Genomic DNA, 23229 nt, shown 5'->3' on the forward strand with positions numbered 1-23229 from the left:
CCACCTGTTTATTAGTTCTTTAGTTTTTTGTGCAGCTCATACAATATATTTAACGCCTGCATTGGCGTCATATCAAGAATATCGAGGCCTTTCACTTTTTCGATTATCTTCTTTTCCCTGGAGCTGAACGGCGGTTTTTTCACATCATCCGGCTCTTCAAAGAATGATAATTGGGCAGCAGGCTCTTCTGCTTTTTCAGCAGCAGGTGTTTGAATTTCCTGCCGGGGAACATTATTTGCCTCGGCATCTTTGGACTCAAGACCAGTAAGAATTTCATTCGCTCTTACAATCAGCTCATTCGGCAGCTCGGCAAGCTGGGCAACATGTATCCCGTAGCTCTTATCAGCTGCTCCTTCTTTAATTTTATGAAGGAAGACAACCCGGCCATTTTGCTCGACCGCACTGACATGGATGTTTTTCACCTTGTGCAGTTCTTCCTCCAGCACCGTCAACTCATGATAGTGCGTAGAAAATAATGTCTTAGCACCTATGCGGTTATGGATATATTCGATAATAGCCTGTGCCAATGCCATTCCATCATAGGTCGAAGTACCACGGCCGATTTCGTCAAATAAAATCAAGCTATTTTGAGTAGCATTCACAATGGCATTTCTTGCTTCAAGCATCTCGACCATGAATGTACTTTGGCCTGAAATCAGGTCATCTGCAGCCCCAATTCTTGTAAATACCTGGTCAAAGATTGGCAGAACTGCTTCTGAAGCAGGCACGTAGCAGCCGATCTGCGCTAAAATAGCAGTGAGCGCGATTTGACGCATATACGTGCTTTTACCAGACATATTCGGCCCCGTAATCAGCAGCATTTCCCGATCTGCATCCATGTAACAGTCATTTGGCACATATTCCTGTGCATTCATGACCTTCTCAACCACTGGATGGCGGCCATCTTTTATATAAACTCTTCTTTCGTCTGAAAAAGCTGGTTTGGTGTAATGCCTTTGCTCACTGACAGCGGCAAAGCACTGCAATACATCCAGCTCACTTACCGTTTTAGCCAGCTTTTGCAATCTAGGAATATATTCTTTTACATACTCGCGAACATTGGTAAACAGCTCATACTCAAGCTCAACACACTTTTCCTGTGCCTGGAGGATAAGCGCTTCTTTTTCTTTCAATTCAGGTGTGATGAATCTTTCCGCATTTGTCAGCGTCTGCTTGCGTTCGTATTGCCCTTCCTTCAAAAGATGCAAATTGGAACGCGTTACTTCAATATAATAGCCGAAAACGCGGTTAAAGCCGATTTTTAAGGACTTAATACCTGTTTTCTCCCGCTCCTGCTTCTCAAGCTGTGCGATCCAGGTTTTCCCGTTCCTGCTGGCATCACGGTATTGATCCAATTCTTCGTGGTAGCCATCCTGAATGATATTGCCGTCTTTAAGTGAAAGTGGAGGATTTTCCATGATTGCACATTCGAGCGTATCAGCTACCTCTTCACAGGCATCCAGCCGTTCAGCAAGTATAACTGCCTCATCATTTGGCAGCACGCTGACCATTTCTTTTAAAATAGGAATCTGCTGAAGCGACCGTTTAAGCTGCACCAAATCGCGGGCATTCACATTTCCGAACGCCACCCTACCGGCAAGGCGCTCAAGATCATAGACTTCCTTCAGCTTTTCCCGGATTTCTTCGCGTTCAAAATAAGAGCCGATTAATGTTTCCACAATGGAATGGCGGCGCTTGATTTCTTTTTCATTAATAAGCGGCCTGTCAATCCATTGCTTTAAAAGCCTTCCGCCCATAGCCGTCTTTGTTTCATCCAACAGCCAAAGCAGTGAGCCTTTCTTCCCTTTGCTTCGAATCGTTTCCGTCAGCTCCAAGTTCTTTTTGGAAAAATAGTCGATCTTCATATATTGGTTGATTTGATAAGTAGCTACTTTTTGAAGATGACCAAGACTTCTTTTTTGAGTCCGATACAGATAGTTTATTAATCTGGACGATGTGAGTCTAAGCTTTTCCTGATTTAGGTCTGAAAGCAGGTTTTCAAAAGATTCGCGAATCTCGCAATCTTCCTCAAATGAAATGGCCATGACAGAACACTCTTTCATTTTCCGCTGCCATTCTCCGTTAAAATCGGAAGAAATAACGACTTCCTTTGCGCCTGACAATGACAGCTCATTTAATACTTCTTCAAAACCGCCGCTTAGCATCGTTACCTTCGTTTCCCCAGTAGATAAATCATTTGTGGCAAACCCAAACGTTTCATCCTCAAAAAAAGAGATAGAGGCAATATAATTATTCTCTTTTTCCTGAAGGCCTTTTCCTTCCATCATTGTCCCAGGCGTAATCAGCTGGACAACTTCCCTCCGCACTACGCCTTTAGCCTGCTTGGGATCCTCTGTCTGCTCGCAGATTGCGACTTTATAGCCTTTTTCGATCAGTTGTTCAATATAGACCGGTGCCGAATGATACGGAACTCCGCACATCGGAATCCGCTCTTCCGTACCGCCTTCCCGGCTGGTTAATGTGATTTCCAGTTCCTGCGATGCCTTAAGCGCATCATCAAAGAACATTTCATAAAAATCGCCCAGGCGAAAAAATAAAAAGGCATCCTGGTATTCTGCCTTTACTCGTAAATATTGCTGTATCATAGGCGTGTATGCTGCTGCCATAACTTCCTCCAACGTCAAATAATCTATTCTTTTTCTCAGAGATTCACTCTGAGAACGTCTTTTTCATTATATCATAGATTGCTTAATGACTCAGACGGGCAAAATCTGGGGAGCAAAGAAAAACAGCTCCCCATTCGGAGAGCCGCCCTGCTGCTTAGTTATTAATATACTTCTCAAACACATACCCAAAATCTTTTACATTGTACTTCTTGCGGCTGTTCATCAGCCAGTTGAAAGCTGTTTCGTTTAATACACGGAAATTGTCCACAACGTTTGAATCATGATTCGAGGTTGAGCGGCCCAATGTGCTGGCAGCCAAATTCAAACTTTTTTCAGCATACTCCATTGAAACTTCATTTTCACGGCAAATTTCGGAGATGCGGATTAATGCTTTATATAAATCTTTCAATTCTTCAATATGCTTTTTATGTACATCGATTGAAAACACCTCAGATCCGAAGACAAATTTGATTTCAATATCCAAATCGACCGTTCCTGCTGTTTCGAGCATCACGTTGGAAATACTATATTCTCTATAGCTGTAGCGCTTAAGTGTTCTTTTTTTGCTGACTGCACTTGTTCCATCCAAATGAATAAGCGCCTTGTTCGTAAAGCAATATTCATCTGTTTTGGATTTAATCAGGAAATAGATCTTTTCATTATCTTCATGGAGCACATAGTCATCCGCATCGACTTTATCATAATCTGCCGGCTGGATTACGCTTCCTACATCGCTAAGCCCTAATACATCAGAGGCAACTCTTTTAAACATAAACTCTCAACCTTTCAATTTTCATTTTCCACCTGTCCTATTTTAACATATTTAGGAAAAAGATAGTTTATGTTTTTTAAGTAAAAGGCTCTGATAAACTTGCCTGTTGATTTCCGCTACAGGGTGCTAAAAGCGACCATGAGCTTTAACGCAGCCAAGTACAAAAAGAAATGCCTTCAAAAAACGAAGGCATTATATCCCTGCCGTATTCATCAAAACAATCCGCCAGCCATCCGGATCCTCAATCGTTACTCCTCCCCTTCCCCAGTATGGGTTTTCCGGTTCCACCTCTCGATAACTCATGCAGGCAAGCCTGTTAACAATCTTATCCCGTTCAAACCGGTTGGCAACATAAAAGACGAAGAGATGCTCTTTTGTTGGACGCGGGAGCTCCATTATTTCTTCCGATTGTGTGAATTCAATATGATATTGACTGTCAGGCAGGCCCAGCATGATTCCATCATAGCCTTCATGCTGCCAAAACTCTCCGATTCGCTCGAGCCCCACTCCCGTTTCATAAAAGTCAATGAGCTTTTCCAGCTGGTTTGTCGGCCGGGCTATGCGAAACTGAACCGCTGGCACACTTCCTGTCCATTCCTTTCTGACGATGATTTCATATGGATAATCTTTGTGCTTAAACGTTGCATCTCTATCACCTGAAACAACTATTTTTATAGGAGAACAAATTGCCGGCCTTTCAGTTGGGTACCAATGGCGGCCTTCCTTCACCAGGACAAAAACTCCCTGGGTGTCCCCATAAAAAGCGAACGTCTCACTGGAATCGATTTGTTCGTTTCGTAAAATTTTATTTAATTCCTGCTCCATATCTGTAATAGTAAGGACAGGCAATCCAATTTCACCGACATCATGCCAGCCGAGCCCTTCTTCTTCTTCTCCATTAAACGGCCGTTCCAGCATTTCGATTATATTTCCATCCGGATCCACAAAATAAGCCTGCTTGCCTTCCCAAAACATACTGTATTCGCCTTTCTCATTTGAAATCAGCACACTTTCCCGGCCCAATTTTTGATACATATGATCGTAGTAATCAGCATTTGTTCGAAAACACACATGATAAAAAGGAATTGTTCCATCTTTTTCAAAAAGGATTTTAGTTGTGCCAGCCATTATCGTAAAATAATGTTCTGATTCAGCCATTAACTCCATCTCCAAGACTTTTGTATAAAAAACTTTCATACTATCTAAATCATGGCATTTTAAATTCAGCTGATATATCTTCATCTTTCCTTCTTCCCTTCATGGATTTATATCTTCATTTTAAGAAAAGAATTAGGAGCTGAATTCAGCCTAAAGACGGAAGAACACATCGGCATTTTGCTTGAAAATGGACTGATGCAAAACCTTTTTTACAAAAGGCTATGTAAAAGCTAATGTTGATTTAACACTGTGTTGATTGGAGCTGAAGGCGCTCGGCCACGAAAATACATTTGCATTTTCTACGTGCGGTGTTTATTCGAGAATGCTTGAACAAAGTCCTCCGGGAAAAGTACACCAAGTGAGACCCCGCAGGCGTATAACGGCTGAGAGGCTCCCGGCAGCCTAAGGTTCGCTGAGCCTGCAGCGGAATCAACACCAAATTTAACGGAGCCATCCAAAAAGAAAAACTAGGAAGCAAAACCTCCTAGTTAACGTTTATTCTTCTTCTGTTCCTACTAAGAAATCTGGATTTAAATCCTCGAATTCTTCATCATCTACATCAAGGCCCCAAACTTCGTCATCGTCACAGTCACATTTGTCTGGATGAACGGCTACACAAACCTTTGTTTCGCCGATCACTTCGACCATGAACTCTCTTTCAACAGTGACGATAATTTTGTTTCCGTTCGGGGAAATGACTGCTTCACAGCAATTCGGCTGCTGCAGTACGCGGGCGATGACGTCATGGTCATCCAAACAGTCCGGATCACGGTATTTTAACTTAATGACATCTGTATACTCAACCCGTTCGGTAACAACTTCAGTTTTTGTATTATTGTTGAAAGAGTACCAAACGTTAATGTCATAACGGCCGCAGATTTCTACTGTTTTTCCAACCTTTTTCGCCTCGTACGTATGGTTTATGATCCAGCAGCCAAGTATGCTTGACGGATGGTGTGATGGGCAAATCGTGTGATTGGACTGTGTAAATTTACGTCCTTTCGCAACGACTGCCTTCGTTATAATCTCTCTGTAGTCTCCCATTGCGAGCGAACCCTCCTCATTCATTTTCAATTCATCCTATGCGGGATATTAGACTAGTGTGCGATAATTTTTGATGAATGTTAGGCAAAAGTATTGGCATGATTTATAGTATGCCGGGACCGGGCGAATGTTCCGGTTTCAGCATTTTGAATCAGAGGAATTAATCGCTGGAGTGCTGGATTTCTGGGTTCTCTTTAGTAAATGGGGCAAATGCCCCCCTGTATTTGGGCTGCTGTTCTCTAATAGGTATATATATAAAAAATGCACGTTTGTCCTACTGCATACGCGGATACAGCTTGGCTCATGAATCAATATAATATACTAACGAGAAGGAGGTGAACAGGAATGGCAGACAAGGAGAACTCCAGTTATCAGGTTTCAATCAATGGAAAAGAGCTGACAGGAGAAGAAGCGAAGGAATATGCAGAAAAAATGGTTGCCAAATTATCAGACTCATTGGGCGGTTTTTATTCCAAAGGGCTGGAGAAATTCCAGTCAGATGAGTTAAAAGCAAGTATTATAGACTCTCTTAAACCATTGAAAAACTTGGAAGGGCTCTTCACAAAAAATTCCTCCGGGATCAACAGTATGATTCCTGCACTAAAAAATCTGCTGCCTGTTGTAGAAACATCAGAGGATTATAAACAGGTTAAGTTATCCGTTAATGGAGAAACACTATTAGATTTGGATCTTACCAAACTCACGAAAAAAGATTCATAGTCCAGAGGGATGAAATTGGCACCATCAACAATTTGGAGGAGGTGAATATCCATGCTATCAGGAAGATGCTTTGACGACAAGGAAAACAGTAAAAAAAGTGTATTGCCAACGGGAAAAGACTGCATTGTAAATGGAGCCAGCAGCGGTGATGAAGCTGAAGCTTTTACTTTTGCTGTACAAACTAATGCTCCGCAAACTAACGTAAACACCCAAGTACCAATCTCTGTTGGCGGGTTTGCCATCAATGCTGCTTTGATTAACATTCCAATTCTTTCAGCACAATTCAACATTGCAAATGGCGGCGACTCAAAAGCTATCGCTGTTAACTCCACAACTCAGCAGCAAAGCAACAAAGCGTAACATCGCTATGCGGCTGTTATAAAAAAGAGATTACTATATATTTATGCAGATACAAAAAAATTGTCCAAAAAGAAGGGAGGGAGTACCATGCTAAATAACACCACGAAAAAGCTGGAATTAGATCCGGAAGTACTCAAGCAGCTGGGTATTCCAAAGGAGCTCATTGATATGGCTGCCGAAGCTGGAATACCGTCAATCAATAACCATGCTGCAGGCGGTACGGGAGGGCGGGCTATTAACCTTACGTATGTAGATAACTACTCAACACTGCTTCTCGTATACACCTTTCTCCTGAACTTTTTGGACAAAGAATCAGACGATACAGGAACCAAAATGCTAAATCAATCTCTTTTATCAACATTAAATGCTGCCTTAGTAGAGCAGCAGGAATACCGCAAAGAGTTCTTAAAAGCAGTAGAATTACTGAGAAACCAATAAACGGCCCCACAACCCATGGCCAAAACGATTTTCCTCCCTTAAATATAGAACGTAATAAAACACCCTGCACTTCATTGGTGCAGGGTGTTTCGGTTACTTTTATTAGTGGGAGCAGCTGCTGTTTTTAATTTTTGAGCCTGTTTCCCCGCTTAACAGATTTCCGCCTGTAGATGTAATGACTTCGTCTGTTACAGTGTTCGAAATTGCATTTGCCACAATTTGAAGCAATTCATTTACATCAACCTGGGACTGCTTGAACTCCTGGACTACCGGAATTTCATCAAGTTCTTTTTCAAGAGCAGAAATTTTATCTTCGGTTTTCTTTAACGCTTCTGCTTTACCATAATGCTGAAGATTTACTGCCTGCTTTTGCAAGCCTTTAATGGTTGTAATTGTTGCACTAACCTTTTCGTTTCCATTAATCTGCGCTTCTGCACGCTTGAAAAATTCTACTTCTTCTGTTTCAGCGATCATGCGTGCCAATTCTTGTGCACGTTCTACGATCTCATCTTTTGTGTACTTTGCCATATTACTTCACCTCAACCGCGTCTAGTTCTTCAATCATTTCTCCGTTTAGGGACCATGTCTTCGCATCTGTTACTTTTACTTTAACAAGCTTGCCAATGGCTGTTTTTGGCCCTTTAAAGTTAACCAGTTTGTTCTTTCTTGTATAGCCTGCAAGAATATCGGGATTGTTTTTGCTTTCCCCTTCAACAAGAACTTCAACAACCTGATCCTGATATTTTTTCATCGCTTCAGCAGAAAGTTCATTAACGAGAGCATTCAGGCGCTGCAGGCGCTCTTTTTTCACTTCCATTGGCACATTATCCACCATTTTGGCAGCTGGTGTGCCCTCACGCGGTGAGTAAATGAACGTATATGCAGATTCAAAACCTACCTCACGATACAGGGACAGTGTTTCTTCAAACTGCTCTTCTGTTTCATTTGGATAGCCGACAATGATATCGGTTGTAAAAGTCGCTTCAGGAATAGCTGCTTTTATTTTACGAACAAGCTCTAAATATTGTTCTCTTGTATATTTGCGTGCCATGATTTTCAATACATCTGTTGAACCTGACTGTACAGGCAGATGAATATGCTCGACAAGATTGCCGCCTTTTGCGAGCACTTCAATCAGATGATCATCAAAGTCACGAGGGTGGCTTGTTGTAAAGCGGATGCGCGGAATGTCGATTTTACGGATTTCATCCATTAAATCGCCAAGACCGTATTTCATATCCTCAAAATCTTTGCCGTACGCGTTTACGTTTTGGCCAAGAAGGGTAATTTCCTGGTAGCCCTGCGCGGCCAATTGGCGCACTTCCTGAATAATATCCTCAGGGCGGCGGCTGCGCTCTTTACCGCGAGTATAAGGGACGATGCAGTACGTACAGAATTTATCGCAGCCGTACATAATGTTTACCCATGCTTTAATATTGTCGCGGCGTACTTTCGGAAGGTTCTCAATAACATCCCCCTCTTTAGACCATACTTCAATAACCATCTCTTTGGACATATAGGCTTCTTGAAGAATGTTCGGCAGTCGGTGGATATTGTGAGTTCCGAAAATCATGTCAACCTGATTATAGGTTTTAAGAATTTTGTTTACAACGGATTCTTCCTGGGACATACATCCGCAAACACCTATCAGGACATCCGGGTTTTCTTTTTTCAAATGCTTAAGATGTCCAAGCTCGCCGAACACTTTATTCTCGGCATTTTCACGAATAGCACAAGTGTTAAGCAAGATTATGTTGGCGTCTTCCACTGTATCTGTCGGTTCATAGCCAAGGCCAAGGAAAATCCCAGCCATAACTTCTGTATCATGTTCATTCATTTGGCAGCCGTACGTGCGGATATAGAACCTGCGGCCTTTTCCCATTCCAAGAAATTCTTCCGGAATGTCAAAATCTTTATGGTATTTAACTTCTTCTTTTCCGCGTTTTTTCGCTTCCTTTAAGGAAGGAGGAGTATAAACTGTTTCAAAGTACTTGCTGTAATCCTTCTCGGATTTTTTGTCCGAAGGATTTGCAGTTTGCACTTGCTGACCTTCTAAACGTTGTTTTTCGTTCATCATTTATCCCCTTTCTCTTTCTTTGAGTAAGCATCTATCATTTTAACTCAATTTTCAGCCATAATAATGGAATGTGCAGCAATGAAATTTAAACATATGCACATTATTATAGTATAAGGGTTTCGCCCCGTTAAAACAATAGAAAACCGTATCCTGCCTCTCATCAGGCAGCTATTACATCTATGTACAATCAGAGATACTTTTAATCCTGCACAAATACTAATAGTAGACTAATTTTGGTTTTTTTTGCGTGATAATCGTCACATTTACTAAAAAATTGAGATACAAAAAAGAAGCCCGGGAACCCGGACTTCATCTTATGATTACATAAATTCAGCTGCTAGTTTATCAAAGTGATCCTGGTCAAGCTTAAGATCAGCTTTTGATAAAGGAGTTTCAGAGTATCCTGAAAGCAATTCCTGGTAAGATTTACGCTCAGTATTCTGATAGATTAAGCCTGTTACTAGGCCGTCGTGCTTCATAAGCGTCTGCATAGCCAATTCACGGTTGGAATTGTCATAGCCTTCGATGTCGCTTAATTTAGTAAGATTCTCTTTGAACCAGTCATAAGTGTTTACTTTGTTATAAGTAACACATGGGCTGAATACGTTGATTAAAGAGAATCCATCATGCTGAATTCCTGCTTCAATTAATGCAGTCAAATCTTTTAAGTCTGTTGAGAAGCTTTGCGCAACGAAAGTCGCACCTGCTGTTAGCGCCATTTCCATTGGAGAAATAGCCTGCTCAATGGAACCATGAGGTGTTGACTTCGTTTTGAAACCAGCTGCAGAACGCGGTGAAGTTTGTCCTTTTGTTAAACCATAGATCTGGTTATCCATAACGATATAAGTAATATTTACATTCCGGCGGATCGCATGGATCGTATGGCCCATACCGATTGCGAATCCATCCCCGTCACCGCCGGAAGCGATAACAGTTAGATCGCGGTTAGCCATTTTAACACCCTGGGCGATTGGCAATGAACGTCCATGGATGCCGTGGAAGCCGTATGAATTGATATAGCCGGAAATACGTCCGGAACATCCGATACCTGAAACAACCGCTAAGTTTTCAGGCTCTAAACCAACATTCGCAGCCGCACGCTGAATCGCCGCCTGCACGGAGAAGTCCCCACAGCCTGGGCACCAGTTTGGTTTTACATTATTTCTAAAATCTTTAAATGTGGCCATTTAGAACAACTCCTTGCATTTTGTGTGAATTTCATGTGGCAAGAATGGATTTCCGTCGTATTTTAATAGCTTGTGAACTTTCTCAGCATGTCCGACGTTCATCTTCATGATATTTGCTAATTGCCCTGTAGCATTATTTTCGACTACAGCGATTTTCTTAGCAGATTTCACAAGCGGCAATAACTCATCTGCAGGGAAAGGATGAATTAAGCGAACTTGCGCATGGTTAACTTTAACGCCATCTTTTTCCAATCGGCCCATTGCTTCTTCAATAGCGCCGCGAGTTGAGTTGAATCCTACGATTAACAAGTCTGCTTCTTCGTGAGGAGCATTCTTGTGAACGGGTGTATCGAATTTGATGTTTTCAATTTTACGGAAACGCTTATCCATTTGCGCATTACGGTTAGCAGCTGATTCTGAAGGTTTTCCAGTCTCATCGTGCTCAACACCGGTAACATGGTGGATACCGTTCTTCATGCCAGGGATTACACGAGGAGAAACTCCATCTTCTGTAACTTCAAAGCGCTTGAAGTAGCCTTTGTTTTCAATTTCAGGAAGCTCTTCTGTTGCAAGCTTCCCGCGGCGGATTTCCACTTTGCTGAAATCAAGCGGCTCCACTGTTTGCTTTCCTAAAGAAAGCTGCAAGTCGGAAAGAACAATTACAGGGCACTGATATTCTTCAGCAAGGTTGAATGCTTCAGCAGTATCATAGAATGCTTCCTGAACAGTACTTGGCGCAAGAACGATTTTTGGAATCTCACCATGAGTACCATAAATCATTGCCATTAAGTCAGATTGTTCCTGTTTAGTTGGAAGTCCTGTTGAAGGGCCTCCACGCTGAGTATCAACAATGACAAGCGGAGTTTCGGTAATGCCTGAAAGGCCGATTGCTTCCATTTTTAGAGATAGACCGGGACCCGCAGATGCTGTAAGAGCACGAACTCCCGCATAGTTGGCACCGATTGCCATAGTAGCTGCAGCGATTTCGTCTTCTGTCTGGATAACAGATCCGCCAAGTGCTGGAAGCTTCTTAATCAAATATTCCATGATTTCGGATGCAGGTGTGATTGGGTAAGCTGCCATGAAGCGGCATCCTGCTGCAAGCGCGCCTAGAGCGATCGCATCGTTTCCGATCATGAATAAGCGCTTCATGCCATCCGCTTTTTCAAGCTCCATTAATTCAGTATCATCACTAAGCTTTTCTTTCATAAAGTCAAAGCCAGCCTGAATTGCTTCCATATTCTTGTCCACAACCTGCTGTCCCTTGCGTCCAAAAATCTCTTGAACAACTTCTTCAAATACTTTAATATCTAAGTTTAGCACTGCACATGTTGCACCAACGGCAACCATGTTTTTCATCAGGGATGTTCCTAGCTCTGTTGCAATCTCTGTAAATGGAACCGCATACAAAGCTGCTTTCGTGTCTTCCGGCTGTTTAGGGTCAAACTTTGCATCTGCAATCATGATCCCTTTATCATGAAGTTCTTTGTAATTTAAATCAATTGTTTCCTGGTCAAAAGCTACCAGAATATCTAAATCGTCCGAAATTGAGCGAATTTGTGACGTGCTAACGCGAATCTTATTATTCGTGTGCCCGCCCTTAATACGTGATGAAAAGTGGCGGTAACCGTACAGGTAGTAGCCTAAACGATTTAATGCAATGGAGAAAATTTCCCCGGTACTCTCAATACCTTCCCCTTGCTGTCCTCCAACTTTCCATGAAAGTTGATTGATCATGTCTTACACCCCTTTAGTTACGTTAAGAAATTATGTAAAAACGTTTCATTAATATAAGTGTAGTACTTGTCCAGTCCTCCTGATGGTTTAACCCTTATGTTTCGGCTATTTTTTGGAAGATGAATGGGTACTAAACGCTTTCAATTCTAGACCTATGTGTCTAAAAAAGCAACCCTTTCTGAATATTTATTGGCTAAAAGATGAATATTTTTTTATTTTTTGAAAAATGATAAATAGATTGATTTTTTTCAGGCTGGACTGGCATCTGCAAACCCTTGTAATACTGTTTTTTTAATATTATCACCTTGGAAACCTGTTATAAAAATTCCGAAATAAAAACTTTTCAGCCTGTATATCAGTATAGTATTTTATGAGTTCGTTCATCAGGCAATCGTATTTTCTTGCATTCTCCAACCCTAGCACCCGCCCATCTGTACCGTCAAAATCAGAACCGAAGCCAACGTGGTCCTCTCCCCCAAGTGAACACACTTGTTCAAGGTGCCTTAATATATCTGTAATCGTTGCAGTTTGTTTGCCTGATAAAAATTCGGTCACAAATGTGATCCCCATGACACTATCTCTTTCAATCAGCGCTTCAATTTGCTCATTACTTAAATTTCGGGGATGCGGACAAAGCGAATAGCAGTTCGAATGGGATGCAAAAGGAAAATCTCCCCATTCCATCACATCCCAGAATCCCCGCTCAGAAAGATGCGATACATCACACCAAGCTTCAGCAGCATTTAATACAGATACCACTTGCTTGCCAAAAGAGGACAATCCGGCTCCCCTTTCCTCCAAAACGCCGTCCGCTGCACAGTTTCCGTAATTCCAAGTCAAGCCCACTGATGAAACGCCCAGCCTGAGAAGAGTTTTCAACTTAAGAAGATCACACCCGACCGCGTCACACCCCTCCAATGTCAGTATAGCTCCTATCTCATCATCCTTTAACCGGTCAATATCCTGGCGGCTGGAAATAAGCTTTACTTGCGGATAAGCTTTAAGCACTTTTTCGTAAAATAAATCGACCATATACAAAGCAGCGTTGAATTTCATTTCAGGATGGACAGACTCCGGAACATATATGGCAAAGCACTGAACCTTTAGCTGCGAACCCTGCAGCCCTTCAAGATTTACCTGCAGCTTGCCTGAATCCTTAAAATCTATCTCCCTATCCATAAACATTTTATAAAGGACATCACAATGCGCATCAAAAATTTTCATTATCTGTCTTCCTTTCCTTTTTTCTCAAAAGCCTTATCTTATTAAAAGGCTCTTTTCGTATATATTGTTGTTTTTGAACTATAAAGCTTGCCCGTTGATTTCCGCTCCAGTCACTTGCTTTCCGCGGGGAACGGGAGCCTCCTCGGCGTTTCACGCCTGCGGGGTCTCCCGCTCCCTCTCTTCCCGCAGGACATTGAATAATCATCCTTGACTAAACACCGCACGAAGAAAATGCGGATGCATTTTCGAGGATCAAGTGCCTTCCACTCCAATCAACTCAGTAATTAAAACTAGTTTGTAAGCAACATACTTTGCGAAAACAGCCGATTAAAAAAAGAACCTGTTTGCCTATGCTGCAAACAGGTTTTATTGTATTTGCCTGAATTTATACAATGTGATCTTATGCATATGACAATGGATGGCTCCTAATTTTACAGCCTTTTGGCTACCGTGGCTCCACAATCAGTTTGATTGCTGTCCGCTCTTCACCGTCAATCAGAATATCCGTGAATGCCGGGATACAAATTAAATCCACTCCGCTAGGCGCTACGAATCCTCTTGCGATCGCTACTGCCTTAACAGCCTGGTTCAATGCACCCGCACCAATTGCCTGGATTTCTGCACTTCCTCTTTCGCGAAGAACCCCAGCAAGCGCACCAGCTACAGAATTAGGATTAGATTTTGCTGAAACTTTTAATATTTCCATTCCTAGCTCCTCCTCGTTTTACCCCTCCTGCATGCCCTGTTCAAAGCGCTGGCTGCCCATCAATTAGGCTAAAAGCCTTACCTTAAGGGCTCGCCCTTTAATCTTTCTATTCGGGCTTACACACGATTGCTTTGATGGAATTTAGCATCAGGTATATATATCATTCCATTGCTACTATATTCAGTATTGAAAACACATATTCCGGCTTGGACAAAAAAAGCAAACATTCAGCCTTATTTTATTTATTTGGGGTGGGATTTCAGCGGTGATTTATCGGCGAAAAAGTGCAGATGTTCAATATAATGAAAAAAAGGTTTAAATAATTCCTGGAACATGCTAGGTAAACTCTAAATCCGGCAAGTTCATGCTGAATAAACCTACTTGCAGCCCATATAAGCTTTAATCCTAGAAAATCAAGAAATCAAATTTTCAAGCTGTTTTTTTAATCTTTTTTGCCCTTTCAGGATATTAGCCTTGTATCGCGGGTCTTTAACAGTCTTTTGAATCTGCCTTCCATGATTTTTACATTACTTTTACCCGCATTCGTTCACTTTTTAAATTTATGAACCACTTCAGCATTTTACGTTCAACTTTTAGTTTGCATGAACCACTTTTGCACTTTTTTGCACCACTTCCCATTCTGACCGCCTTTCAGGAAGTCAATATAAAAACTGCACCCGGAAGGAATCCGAATGCAGTTATTTTTTAAGAATAAAAAGGATGGTCATCATTGATTAAAATTCGGTTGATTTTTTTGGCCAATCCTGTTTTTGGGTTCAGTTCAATGATAGCTGCGCTTAGTTGTGTCCTGCCTTCTTTAGGAACTTCAAAGCGGACCGGCAGTCCGGTTAAAAATCTTTTGATCACAGCCTCTTTTTCAACACCCAGAATGCCATCATATGGTCCTGTCATGCCTACATCAGACATAAAGGCTGTCCCGCCAGGCAAAATACGGTTATCTGCTGTCTGTACATGTGTGTGCGTTCCAATCACGGCAGACACTTTTCCGTCCAAGTACCAGCCCATTGCCTGCTTTTCACTGGTTGCTTCCGCATGGAAATCAACAAATATATATGGAGTTCTTTCCCGGGCTTCTTTAATTAAATCATCTGCTTTCTGGAACGGGCAATCACTTGTATTCATAAACGTTCTGCCCTGCAAACTGATGACCGCCACTTCTTCTGCGTTAAATTTTAAGAATACCATGCCCTTTCCAGGGTTATTAGCAGGAAAATTGGCCGGTCGCACCATATATTTGGCTCGGTCAATAAATTCGAAGATCTCCTTGTTATCCCATGTGTGATTTCCGAGTGTGACAGCTTGTGCGCCTGCCTCCAAAAAACCGCGATAAATTTTTTCGGTGATCCCTTTTCCGCCTGCGGCGTTTTCCCCGTTAATAATGGTGATTTGCGGACGGTATTTCTCTTTAAGTTTAGGGACATATTCACGTATCATATCGCGCCCCTGGGAGCCTACTACATCTCCGACAAACAAAATATTCATATCATTTCCCTTTCTGCTTTTCCGACTATAATAATTTATGTATGATAGGCCTGCCATTTGCATGCTCTTATTTCGCTTTCTTATAAGTGTAACACAGATTACTCCCGCATTATGCACTACAGCCCCATAAAAAGAAATAAAGCGATGCATGTGCATCGCTTTATTTTGCATATTCAACGGCCCTTGTTTCACGGATAACCGTGACTTTAATATGACCTGGATAATCAAGCTCTTCTTCAATCTTCTTACGGATATCCCTAGCCAAACGATGCGCTTCAAGGTCATCAATTTGTTCGGGTTTAACCATAATGCGAATTTCGCGTCCAGCTTGGATGGCAAATGATTTTTCAACGCCCTCGTAAGATTCGGAAATCTCTTCAAGCTTTTCAAGACGGCGAATATAGTTTTCAAGTGTCTCTCTTCTTGCTCCTGGTCTTGCTGCTGATAAAGCATCAGCTGCAGCGACAAGTACCGCAATGATCGATGTCGGCTCTGTGTCGCCATGGTGGGAAGCGATACTGTTGATGACAACAGGATGCTCCTTGTACTTGGTAGCAAGTTCCACACCGATTTCAACATGGCTTCCTTCTACTTCATGGTCAATCGCCTTACCGATATCATGAAGCAAGCCTGCACGGCGAGCCAATGTTTCGTCCTGTCCCAATTCCGCAGCCAGCAAACCTGAAAGCTGTGCCACTTCCATTGAATGCTTTAACACATTCTGGCCATAGCTTGTACGGAATTTCAAACGGCCAAGAATTTTGATCAAATCTGGATGGAGACCGTGAACGCCAACTTCAAAAGTTGTTTGTTCACCAATTTCACGGATGTGCTCATCCACTTCACGGCGGGCTTTATCAACCATTTCCTCAATCCGTGCCGGATGGATGCGTCCGTCCTGAACCAGTTTGTCTAAAGCTAAGCGTGCTGTCTCACGGCGAATCGGATCAAAACCGGATAAAATAACTGCTTCCGGTGTATCATCGATAATGAGATCAATTCCAGTCAGAGTTTCGAGAGTCCGGATATTACGGCCCTCACGGCCAATAATGCGTCCTTTCATCTCATCATTTGGCAGGTTGACAACTGAAACCGTTGTTTCTGCAACATGGTCAGCTGCGCATCTTTGGATAGCCAGTGACAAGATTTCTTTCGCTTTCTTATCTGCGTCCTCTTTTGCTCTAATCTCGCTCTCTTTTACCATAATGGCGACATCGTGAGCCACTTCCTGCTCCGTGCGCTCTAAAATGATGGACTTTGCCTCTTCACGAGTTAAGCCTGAGATGCGTTCCAGCTCAGCTTGTTGTTCTTTAACCATCTCGTCCACTTTGCTTTCCATCTCTTCAATATGCTGTTGTCTTTTGCTAAGAGAATCGTCCCTCTTTTCTAAAAGTGCTTCACGTTTATCTAACGTTTCATCTTTGCGATCAAGGTTCTCTTCTTTTTGCATTAAACGATTTTCTTGTTTTTGCAGTTCATTTCTTCGATCACGAATTTCACTTTCCGCATCTGTGCGAAGCTTGTGAATTTCATCCTTCGCTTCAAGCAGAGCCTCTTTCTTAGAAGCCTCTGCCTCCCGCTTTGCGTCTTCTAAAATCTGCTCAGCAGCATCTTTAGCTCCTGCGATTTTAGCTTCAGCAATGGATTTGCGAACAAAATAGCCAACAAAAGCACCGACGATTAGGCCAAGCAAAATGGAGATGATTGCTGTTAAAAGATCCATCATTTCACCTCCTCTTGCTATGAACTTGTTTGTGTTACGTTTTTTAAAGTGTCGGCATGTACATTGTCCAATTCAATATACAGCACTAAGGCTTTTAAACGTTTCAATCTTAATAAAGCATTGGGCTTCCCTATCGGCGGCAAGCATAAATTTTCCACTCCCATAAACGCATGGCCTACAAGAGCGATTAGCTTATGAACTTAAGCCGATGGAGCCTGGAGCCAGACATATGCCTAACTCAAAAAAATAATTCCTTACATATAAAATGTAAAATATACATGTTTAATTGTAAAGCTGTGGAATTTTATTGTCAAGGGGTTGTCCCAAGGGCTTTTCTTAATATTTCGACTGGTTTGAACTCTTCATCTTTGCAGGAATTTTGTTTATAAAAATGCTTTGTTGACTTTGCCTGCTGATTCCCTCTCAAGAAGCTCAGCAAACCGCGGGCGGTCCGGGAGACTCCTAGGCGCAAGCACGCCTGCGGGGTCTCCCCTTGACCCGCTCTCACGCTGAAGTTTCTTGCCTTCCGCTCAAATCCGCAGAGTGCAAAAGCAACAATGAGCCTTAACAAACTTATAAAAAAAGCAAAGCCGTCCTTTGGTTGGCTTTGCTTTCCTCTTAATAATCATTATCAAATATAACGATGTAGATAGCTTTGTGGACGAGTTGTCTGCATCTAGCTCCAGCGCCTAGCCCCTAGGGTCATAAGCCAAATCATTTCAGAAACCATGATTTCCTGCGTGATTCGCCTTATGCCTGTCGGGGCTGATCAAGGCCGTCCGCTTTTGGTTTTGCTGTATTAATCGATTAGCTCGAATTCTTCTTGTCCTTCGTCGCCGCTGATCACTTTTTCCTCATCCAGGCCATAGTGCTCACGGATTTGCTTCTGAATAGTCAGGCGGATATCCGGATTTTCCTTCAGGAATACCTTGGCATTTTCACGGCCCTGGCCTAAACGCTCTTCATTGTATGAATACCATGAACCGCTCTTTTGGACAATATCCAGTTCTGAACCGAGGTCAATGGTCTCGCCTTCCTTGGAAATTCCTTCTCCATACATAATATCCACTTCAGCTACACGGAATGGAGGAGCAACTTTGTTTTTGACCACTTTAATTTTCGTCTTGTTTCCAACCATTTCATTGCCTTGCTTTAGTGTTTCAGCACGGCGCACTTCAAGGCGGATAGTAGAATAGAATTTCAATGCGCGTCCACCAGGAGTCGTTTCAGGGTTTCCAAACATAACTCCTACTTTTTCACGGATCTGGTTAATGAAAATCGCAATTGTTTTAGACTTGTTGATGGCACCTGATAGTTTGCGAAGCGCCTGGGACATTAAACGAGCCTGCAAACCTACGTGGGAGTCGCCCATTTCCCCTTCAATTTCAGCCTTGGGCACAAGGGCTGCAACAGAGTCAATTACAAGAATATCAATAGCGCCGCTTCGTACAAGCGCTTCTGCAATTTCAAGAGCCTGCTCGCCTGTATCCGGCTGGGAAAGAAGAAGCTCATCAATATTTACACCAAGCTTTTGTGCATAAACAGGGTCCAAAGCATGCTCAGCATCGATAAACGCTGCTTGTCCGCCGCCAGCCTGAACCTCTGCGATAGCATGAAGGGCTACAGTTGTTTTACCTGAACTTTCAGGTCCATAGATTTCAATAATACGGCCTCTTGGATAGCCGCCTACCCCAAGAGCTGCATCAAGTGCCAGGGATCCACTTGGAATAGTAGAAACCTTGCGGTCAGTTTGTTCTCCGAGCTTCATGATAGAACCTTTACCAAATTGCTTTTCTATTTGTTTTAACGCCATTTCAAGGGCTGCTTGACGATCACTCACTAATAGTTCCTCCTTTTATATAGACGAATCTATCTTTTGCTTAGATTCGTTTGTCTCATCTCAAAACCTATCTCTACTATAAACCTTTTTAAACCATTTGTCGAGCAAAAAGTCGAACATCCATTCGATTTTTTTAAGGCGCATTTCCCATGTGAAAATAGCAAAATCTTTTAGAGAAAATCGAATTTTTGAGTTCAAAATAAAGCCAAATATAGAATTTCCCAAAGAAATCTGTCTATATTTTTTGCTATTAAAAAATCAGAACGCCTTCTCAGGCACTCTGATCTTCTTTTAAAGCTTTTATGAGAAAATGGCAGCCATATTTTACAGTACGGACTCTGTTGGCCGCTCTTGAACCACCCAGATTCAGCTTTTCCGTCTGAGCCGGCTTGCCTTTTATCCAAATTCCAATATATATCGTTCCGACAGGTTTGCCTTCCAGTTCATCAGGGCCTGCTACTCCAGTAAAACTGATGCCGATGTCTGCGTTTGTCAGGCTTGCAACATTTTCAGCAAGTTCAGCAGCGCATTGGGCACTGACAACCCCTTCTTTTTCAATTGTTTCTTTGCGTACTTTAAGAACTTCGGCCTTCACTTCATTTGTGTAACAGACAACTCCGCCCTTCAAAAGGCCACCGGCACCCGGAATGGATGTAAATTCCTCCTGGAACAAGCCACCTGTCAAGCTTTCCGCAGCAGAAATGGTCATATTTTTTTCCTTGATCAGCTTGTTGAGTTCATGCATAAGGGAGGTTTCATCATACCCATAGAAGAATTCGCCCACACGTTCCATTATTTTGGATTCTGCCTCATCGATCAGCATCATGGCAGCATCGGCCTGGCTGTGTTTGGCTGTTAACCTGAGTGTAACTTCCCCATCAGATGCGAGCGGGGCAATGGTAGGATTACTTTGTGCATCGATAACATCCTCAATTTCCGTTTCCAGCATCGCTTCTCCAATGCCAAAAAAGCGCAATACACGGGAGATGATTACATCCTCTGTTTCGAGCTTGGATTGGAGGGCAGGGTAAGCATGCTTCAGGAACATGGGCTCCATTTCTTTTGGAGGCCCCGGCAAAAGCATATACACATGCTTGTCCGAATCGGAGATCATTCCCGGTGCCATTCCATGTTCATTGGGTAGAACCTGGGCATCTTCGAGAACAAGCGCCTGTTTTTTATTGTTTTCAGTCATTTCCCGGTTCGTCCGTTCAAAATAAAGCTTAATGGACTCAAGAGCCTGCTCGTCCATAACAAGTTCTTTGCCAAGGTGGCGGGCAATCGTTTCCTTTGTTAAATCATCCTTCGTCGGACCAAGGCCACCTGTGAAGATGACGAGATTTGAACGTTCTTCAGCAATTTTAATTACTGACTTCAGTCGTTCGGGATTATCTCCAACTACTGTATGATAAAAAACATTGATGCCCAATTCAGCAAGCTGCCGGGAAAGAAAGCGGGCATTTGTATTTACTATTTGCCCAAGCAAAAGCTCAGACCCGACAGCTATAATTTCTGCGTTCATTCAAAAGCCCCCTTTAAGCCTTTTTATTTTGAGTTGATAAAGGCTTGTTTATTTTTTGCGAAATAGTCCCAGCCGGACCAGATTGTAAAGAACATAGCCACCCATAGGGCAATATCATCAAACGGTATAGAAGCCATTTCAAAGATTATATTATGTAAAAGCAATGCAGAAATAGCCACGATTTGAGCCCAGGTTTTGATTTTGCCCAGCTGGTTTGCAGCGACTACTTCTCCTTCCCCCGCCAGGACAAGCCTTAAACCTGTCACGGCAAATTCCCGGCTTATAATGATGATGACAATCCATGAAGGAGCAAGACCAAGTTCAACCAGTACAATCAAGGCTGCAGATACAAGGAGTTTATCTGCAAGCGGATCAAGGAATTTCCCCAGATTGGTGACAAGATTGTATTTGCGGGCATAATAGCCGTCAACCCAGTCGGTGACGGAAGCTACGATAAAGATAAGCGCTCCGACAAGATGAGTAACCGGCAGTTCGGCTCCAAGAAGGACTACTTCTCCCCATGAAAAAGGAACAAGCATAACAAGTAAAAAAATCGGTATCAGCATGATACGTGAAACAGTAATTTTATTTGGCAGATTCATGACTTACCTCCGTGTATATAAGCCTCTCAAAAAGGCCTTTTAAGGTTAATTTTTACATTAAAAGCGAAAATAGTCATCTAATTAAGATGACTATTCGGTCTTCGGCGCATACCGGATGGTTATATCCTGCCGGACTGATTGAGAAGGCGGCACCTGATACTCAATTTTTTCGCCGTTTACGTAGAGTTCCGTTTGTGTTGAATTGCCCACTACGATGGAGGCTTCAGTCTCTTTTGAAAAATCGATTTTCTCGCTTTTTTTGCCAGCTGTAGTCAGCATTCCCTGGAAGAAGGAATATCCTTTGCCATTCTGGATATTTACCCAGGTTTCTCCGGTTGAAACGACTTCTAATTCAAACTTTTCCGCATTTTTCAATTCGTAAACCGTATTTTTTCCGCTGGATTGCACAACTGCAATTTCCTGCTTCGCTTCTTCCTCTGCTTCTTGGTCCTCAGCATTTTCATCAGCGCCACCATTTTCACCAGAAGACTCTTCCTGATCGCCGGCTGGCTCATTGCTGCCATCTTCCTCAGCATCTTTTCCTTCAGATAGACCTTCTGACTCTTCAATGACTGTTTGTCCCTCTGTAAGATCTGCAGGCTTCTCAGCATCCTCAGTTTGATCTTTGGCTCCAAGGAAATTATAAAGGACTGCAATGAGGCCAATAATAAAGACACCAATAAGAATCTTAGGCAGAATATCAAATACCTTGGATGTCCTGCCGGAAAGGTCTTTCCTCGATTGGACACGTGAAAGCTTTTCGGGTATATCATCGTTCACGGCTGCTGGAATATCATCCTTGTATTGCTCAAAGATCTCTTCTGGTTCAATCCCTACCGCTTCTGAATATTGTTTGATAAATGCCCTGATATAAAACTTGCCGGGCATCATACTATAGTCGCCTTCTTCTATTCCTATTAAATAGCGTTTTTGTATTTTAGTGACCTTTTGCAGGTCATCAAGGCTCATGTCTTTTGCCAGACGTGCTTCTTTTAAACGATTACCTAGTTCTGTCAATTTGCAACACCTTCCAACGTACTAAAAATCAAAGCCTCCAAAATCGGATTCAGAGAACATGTTGTTTTTCTCTACAATGTCATATTTAATCTCTTCATCAGGATCGTGGCGAAGCTCAATTATATAATCGAAATCATTAAGGGAGTATTCAGTGTTTTGTACGAATATATCCGGATGCTCTACTACCTTTACTGCAGGAAGGCGCATAATTTCACGGACCAGCTGCCAGTGCCGTTCATTCGCGCGTCTGGTTGAAACAATTCCGTCTATTATGAACAAATTGTTTTCATTATATTCATCCTCGATCAGCTGGTTGCGGATCGTTTGCTTCAAAAGAGTGGATGAAACAAAAAGCCAGCGCTTGTTCGCACAAACACTTGAGGCAACAATCGATTCAGTTTTGCCAACCCTTGGCATTCCCCTTATGCCAATTAGCTTGTGCCCTTCCTGTTTAAATAATTCGGCCATAAAGTCTACTAAAAGGCCAAGCTCGTCCCTGACAAATCTGAACGTTTTTTTATCATCGGCATCTCTCTGTATATACCTTCCGTGGCGTACAGCGAGACGGTCTCTCAGCTTTGGTTCGCGAAGCTTGATCACCTTTATGGTATCCATTGTATTTAGGATCGACTTTAGACGCTCAATTTGTTCATGGTCTTTCGCTAAAATAAGCAAACCTCTGCGTCCTTCATCAACGCCATTAATGGTTACGATATTTATCGAAAGCATCCCCAGGAGGGAAGAAATATCACCAAGCAAACCGGGACGGTTCTTTTGAATTTCATATTCTAAATACCATTCTGTTTTTTCCTCCACCAGAAAAACCTCCTCCGGCATAATTGCGCCTTTTGCGCCTTTTTATATGTATGGCTATTCAAAACTCTACCTGTTAATTCATATCCAGCTTATATATTTGCTTGTTGATTTCCGCTCATGGCACTCTGCAAACCGCGGCGTTCCGGGAGCCTCCCC

The 23229-nt window shown here is 42.5% G+C and carries 20 protein-coding genes; 3 read left to right on the plus strand and 17 right to left on the minus strand.

Going from position 1 to position 23229, the window contains the following annotated elements:
- Positions 1-11: 11 nt before the first annotated feature.
- The 4 genes from mutS to DFO73_RS15320 form a co-directional block, all read right to left on the minus strand.
- Positions 12-2627 (minus strand): DNA mismatch repair protein MutS, encoded by a 2616-nt coding sequence (gene mutS, locus DFO73_RS15305; RefSeq protein WP_110065605.1) that lies wholly within the window; start codon positions 2625-2627, stop codon positions 12-14.
- A 154-nt stretch (positions 2628-2781) separates the two neighbouring features.
- Positions 2782-3399: a PH domain-containing protein gene (locus tag DFO73_RS15310; protein WP_110065606.1), complete on the minus strand. Its 618-nt coding sequence runs from the start codon at positions 3397-3399 to the stop codon at positions 2782-2784.
- Positions 3400-3591: 192 nt separating this feature from the next.
- The gene (locus tag DFO73_RS29380; RefSeq protein WP_258309514.1) at positions 3592-3981 is read right to left on the minus strand and encodes a VOC family protein; all 390 of its coding nucleotides are present in this window, start codon (positions 3979-3981) and stop codon (positions 3592-3594) included.
- Between the two features lie 1071 nt (positions 3982-5052).
- Positions 5053-5601 (minus strand): outer spore coat protein CotE, encoded by a 549-nt coding sequence (locus tag DFO73_RS15320; RefSeq protein WP_110065608.1) that lies wholly within the window; start codon positions 5599-5601, stop codon positions 5053-5055.
- Positions 5602-5946: 345 nt separating this feature from the next.
- Between DFO73_RS15320 and DFO73_RS15325 the strand changes: the two genes are divergently transcribed.
- From DFO73_RS15325 to DFO73_RS15335, 3 genes are all read left to right on the plus strand, one after another.
- Positions 5947-6321, plus strand: coding sequence for a hypothetical protein (locus tag DFO73_RS15325; RefSeq protein ID WP_110065609.1), 375 nt, complete (start codon positions 5947-5949; stop codon positions 6319-6321).
- Between the two features lie 51 nt (positions 6322-6372).
- Positions 6373-6681, plus strand: a complete 309-nt coding sequence (locus DFO73_RS15330) for a hypothetical protein (RefSeq protein ID WP_110065610.1) — start codon at positions 6373-6375, stop codon at positions 6679-6681.
- 87 nt (positions 6682-6768) lie between these two features.
- Complete coding sequence (locus DFO73_RS15335; RefSeq protein WP_110065611.1) at positions 6769-7119, plus strand: hypothetical protein; 351 nt, start codon at positions 6769-6771, stop codon at positions 7117-7119.
- Positions 7120-7221: 102 nt separating this feature from the next.
- Here DFO73_RS15335 and DFO73_RS15340 read toward each other — a convergent pair whose 3' ends face one another.
- The 13 genes from DFO73_RS15340 to DFO73_RS15410 form a co-directional block, all read right to left on the minus strand.
- Complete coding sequence (locus tag DFO73_RS15340) at positions 7222-7647, minus strand: RicAFT regulatory complex protein RicA family protein (protein ID WP_110065612.1); 426 nt, start codon at positions 7645-7647, stop codon at positions 7222-7224.
- 1 nt (position 7648) lies between these two features.
- Complete coding sequence (miaB, locus tag DFO73_RS15345; protein WP_181396032.1) at positions 7649-9196, minus strand: tRNA (N6-isopentenyl adenosine(37)-C2)-methylthiotransferase MiaB; 1548 nt, start codon at positions 9194-9196, stop codon at positions 7649-7651.
- A gap of 320 nt (positions 9197-9516) precedes the next feature.
- Positions 9517-10383 (minus strand): 2-oxoacid:ferredoxin oxidoreductase subunit beta, encoded by an 867-nt coding sequence (locus DFO73_RS15350; RefSeq protein WP_110065614.1) that lies wholly within the window; start codon positions 10381-10383, stop codon positions 9517-9519.
- Positions 10384-12120 (minus strand): 2-oxoacid:acceptor oxidoreductase subunit alpha, encoded by a 1737-nt coding sequence (locus DFO73_RS15355; protein WP_110065615.1) that lies wholly within the window; start codon positions 12118-12120, stop codon positions 10384-10386.
- 300 nt (positions 12121-12420) lie between these two features.
- Complete coding sequence (locus tag DFO73_RS15360) at positions 12421-13344, minus strand: dipeptidase (protein ID WP_110065616.1); 924 nt, start codon at positions 13342-13344, stop codon at positions 12421-12423.
- Positions 13345-13789: 445 nt separating this feature from the next.
- The gene (spoVS, locus tag DFO73_RS15370) at positions 13790-14050 is read right to left on the minus strand and encodes a stage V sporulation protein SpoVS (RefSeq protein WP_026585459.1); all 261 of its coding nucleotides are present in this window, start codon (positions 14048-14050) and stop codon (positions 13790-13792) included.
- A 705-nt stretch (positions 14051-14755) separates the two neighbouring features.
- A complete protein-coding gene (locus DFO73_RS15375) occupies positions 14756-15553 on the minus strand; it encodes a TIGR00282 family metallophosphoesterase (protein WP_110065805.1) in 798 nt (265 codons plus the stop codon).
- Positions 15554-15713: 160 nt separating this feature from the next.
- Positions 15714-17279 (minus strand): ribonuclease Y, encoded by a 1566-nt coding sequence (rny, locus tag DFO73_RS15380; RefSeq protein ID WP_375137327.1) that lies wholly within the window; start codon positions 17277-17279, stop codon positions 15714-15716.
- A 796-nt stretch (positions 17280-18075) separates the two neighbouring features.
- Complete coding sequence (recA, locus tag DFO73_RS15390; RefSeq protein ID WP_110065620.1) at positions 18076-19116, minus strand: recombinase RecA; 1041 nt, start codon at positions 19114-19116, stop codon at positions 18076-18078.
- A 271-nt stretch (positions 19117-19387) separates the two neighbouring features.
- Entirely contained in the window at positions 19388-20638 is a 1251-nt protein-coding gene (locus tag DFO73_RS15395; RefSeq protein WP_110065621.1) for a competence/damage-inducible protein A, read from the minus strand.
- 23 nt (positions 20639-20661) lie between these two features.
- Positions 20662-21240, minus strand: a complete 579-nt coding sequence (gene pgsA, locus DFO73_RS15400) for a CDP-diacylglycerol--glycerol-3-phosphate 3-phosphatidyltransferase (protein ID WP_110065622.1) — start codon at positions 21238-21240, stop codon at positions 20662-20664.
- Between the two features lie 90 nt (positions 21241-21330).
- Entirely contained in the window at positions 21331-22257 is a 927-nt protein-coding gene (locus DFO73_RS15405) for a helix-turn-helix domain-containing protein (protein WP_110065623.1), read from the minus strand.
- 21 nt (positions 22258-22278) lie between these two features.
- The gene (locus DFO73_RS15410; RefSeq protein WP_214988551.1) at positions 22279-23073 is read right to left on the minus strand and encodes a YmfK family protein; all 795 of its coding nucleotides are present in this window, start codon (positions 23071-23073) and stop codon (positions 22279-22281) included.
- Positions 23074-23229: the final 156 nt, after the last annotated feature.

The sequence above is a fragment of the Cytobacillus oceanisediminis genome (assembly GCF_003182355.1).
GTDB lineage: Bacteria > Bacillota > Bacilli > Bacillales > Cytobacillaceae > Cytobacillus > Cytobacillus oceanisediminis_A.

Excerpts from the sequence above, each read along its gene's own strand:
- miaB (WP_181396032.1), bottom strand. The coding sequence starts at position 9,196 with ATGATGAACGAAAAACAACGTTTAGAAGGTCAGCAAGTGCAAACTGCA.
- DFO73_RS15335 (WP_110065611.1), top strand. The coding sequence starts at position 6,769 with ATGCTAAATAACACCACGAAAAAGCTGGAATTAGATCCGGAAGTACTC.
- DFO73_RS15350 (WP_110065614.1), bottom strand. The coding sequence starts at position 10,383 with ATGGCCACATTTAAAGATTTTAGAAATAATGTAAAACCAAACTGGTGC.
- DFO73_RS15320 (WP_110065608.1), bottom strand. The coding sequence starts at position 5,601 with ATGGGAGACTACAGAGAGATTATAACGAAGGCAGTCGTTGCGAAAGGA.
- DFO73_RS15310 (WP_110065606.1), bottom strand. The coding sequence starts at position 3,399 with ATGTTTAAAAGAGTTGCCTCTGATGTATTAGGGCTTAGCGATGTAGGA.
- DFO73_RS15395 (WP_110065621.1), bottom strand. The coding sequence starts at position 20,638 with ATGAACGCAGAAATTATAGCTGTCGGGTCTGAGCTTTTGCTTGGGCAA.
- DFO73_RS15375 (WP_110065805.1), bottom strand. The coding sequence starts at position 15,553 with ATGAATATTTTGTTTGTCGGAGATGTAGTAGGCTCCCAGGGGCGCGAT.
- DFO73_RS15355 (WP_110065615.1), bottom strand. The coding sequence starts at position 12,120 with ATGATCAATCAACTTTCATGGAAAGTTGGAGGACAGCAAGGGGAAGGT.
- pgsA (WP_110065622.1), bottom strand. The coding sequence starts at position 21,240 with ATGAATCTGCCAAATAAAATTACTGTTTCACGTATCATGCTGATACCG.
- DFO73_RS15360 (WP_110065616.1), bottom strand. The coding sequence starts at position 13,344 with ATGAAAATTTTTGATGCGCATTGTGATGTCCTTTATAAAATGTTTATG.
- DFO73_RS15325 (WP_110065609.1), top strand. The coding sequence starts at position 5,947 with ATGGCAGACAAGGAGAACTCCAGTTATCAGGTTTCAATCAATGGAAAA.
- mutS (WP_110065605.1), bottom strand. The coding sequence starts at position 2,627 with ATGGCAGCAGCATACACGCCTATGATACAGCAATATTTACGAGTAAAG.
- DFO73_RS15330 (WP_110065610.1), top strand. The coding sequence starts at position 6,373 with ATGCTATCAGGAAGATGCTTTGACGACAAGGAAAACAGTAAAAAAAGT.
- DFO73_RS15340 (WP_110065612.1), bottom strand. The coding sequence starts at position 7,647 with ATGGCAAAGTACACAAAAGATGAGATCGTAGAACGTGCACAAGAATTG.
- spoVS (WP_026585459.1), bottom strand. The coding sequence starts at position 14,050 with ATGGAAATATTAAAAGTTTCAGCAAAATCTAATCCTAATTCTGTAGCT.
- rny (WP_375137327.1), bottom strand. The coding sequence starts at position 17,279 with ATGATGGATCTTTTAACAGCAATCATCTCCATTTTGCTTGGCCTAATC.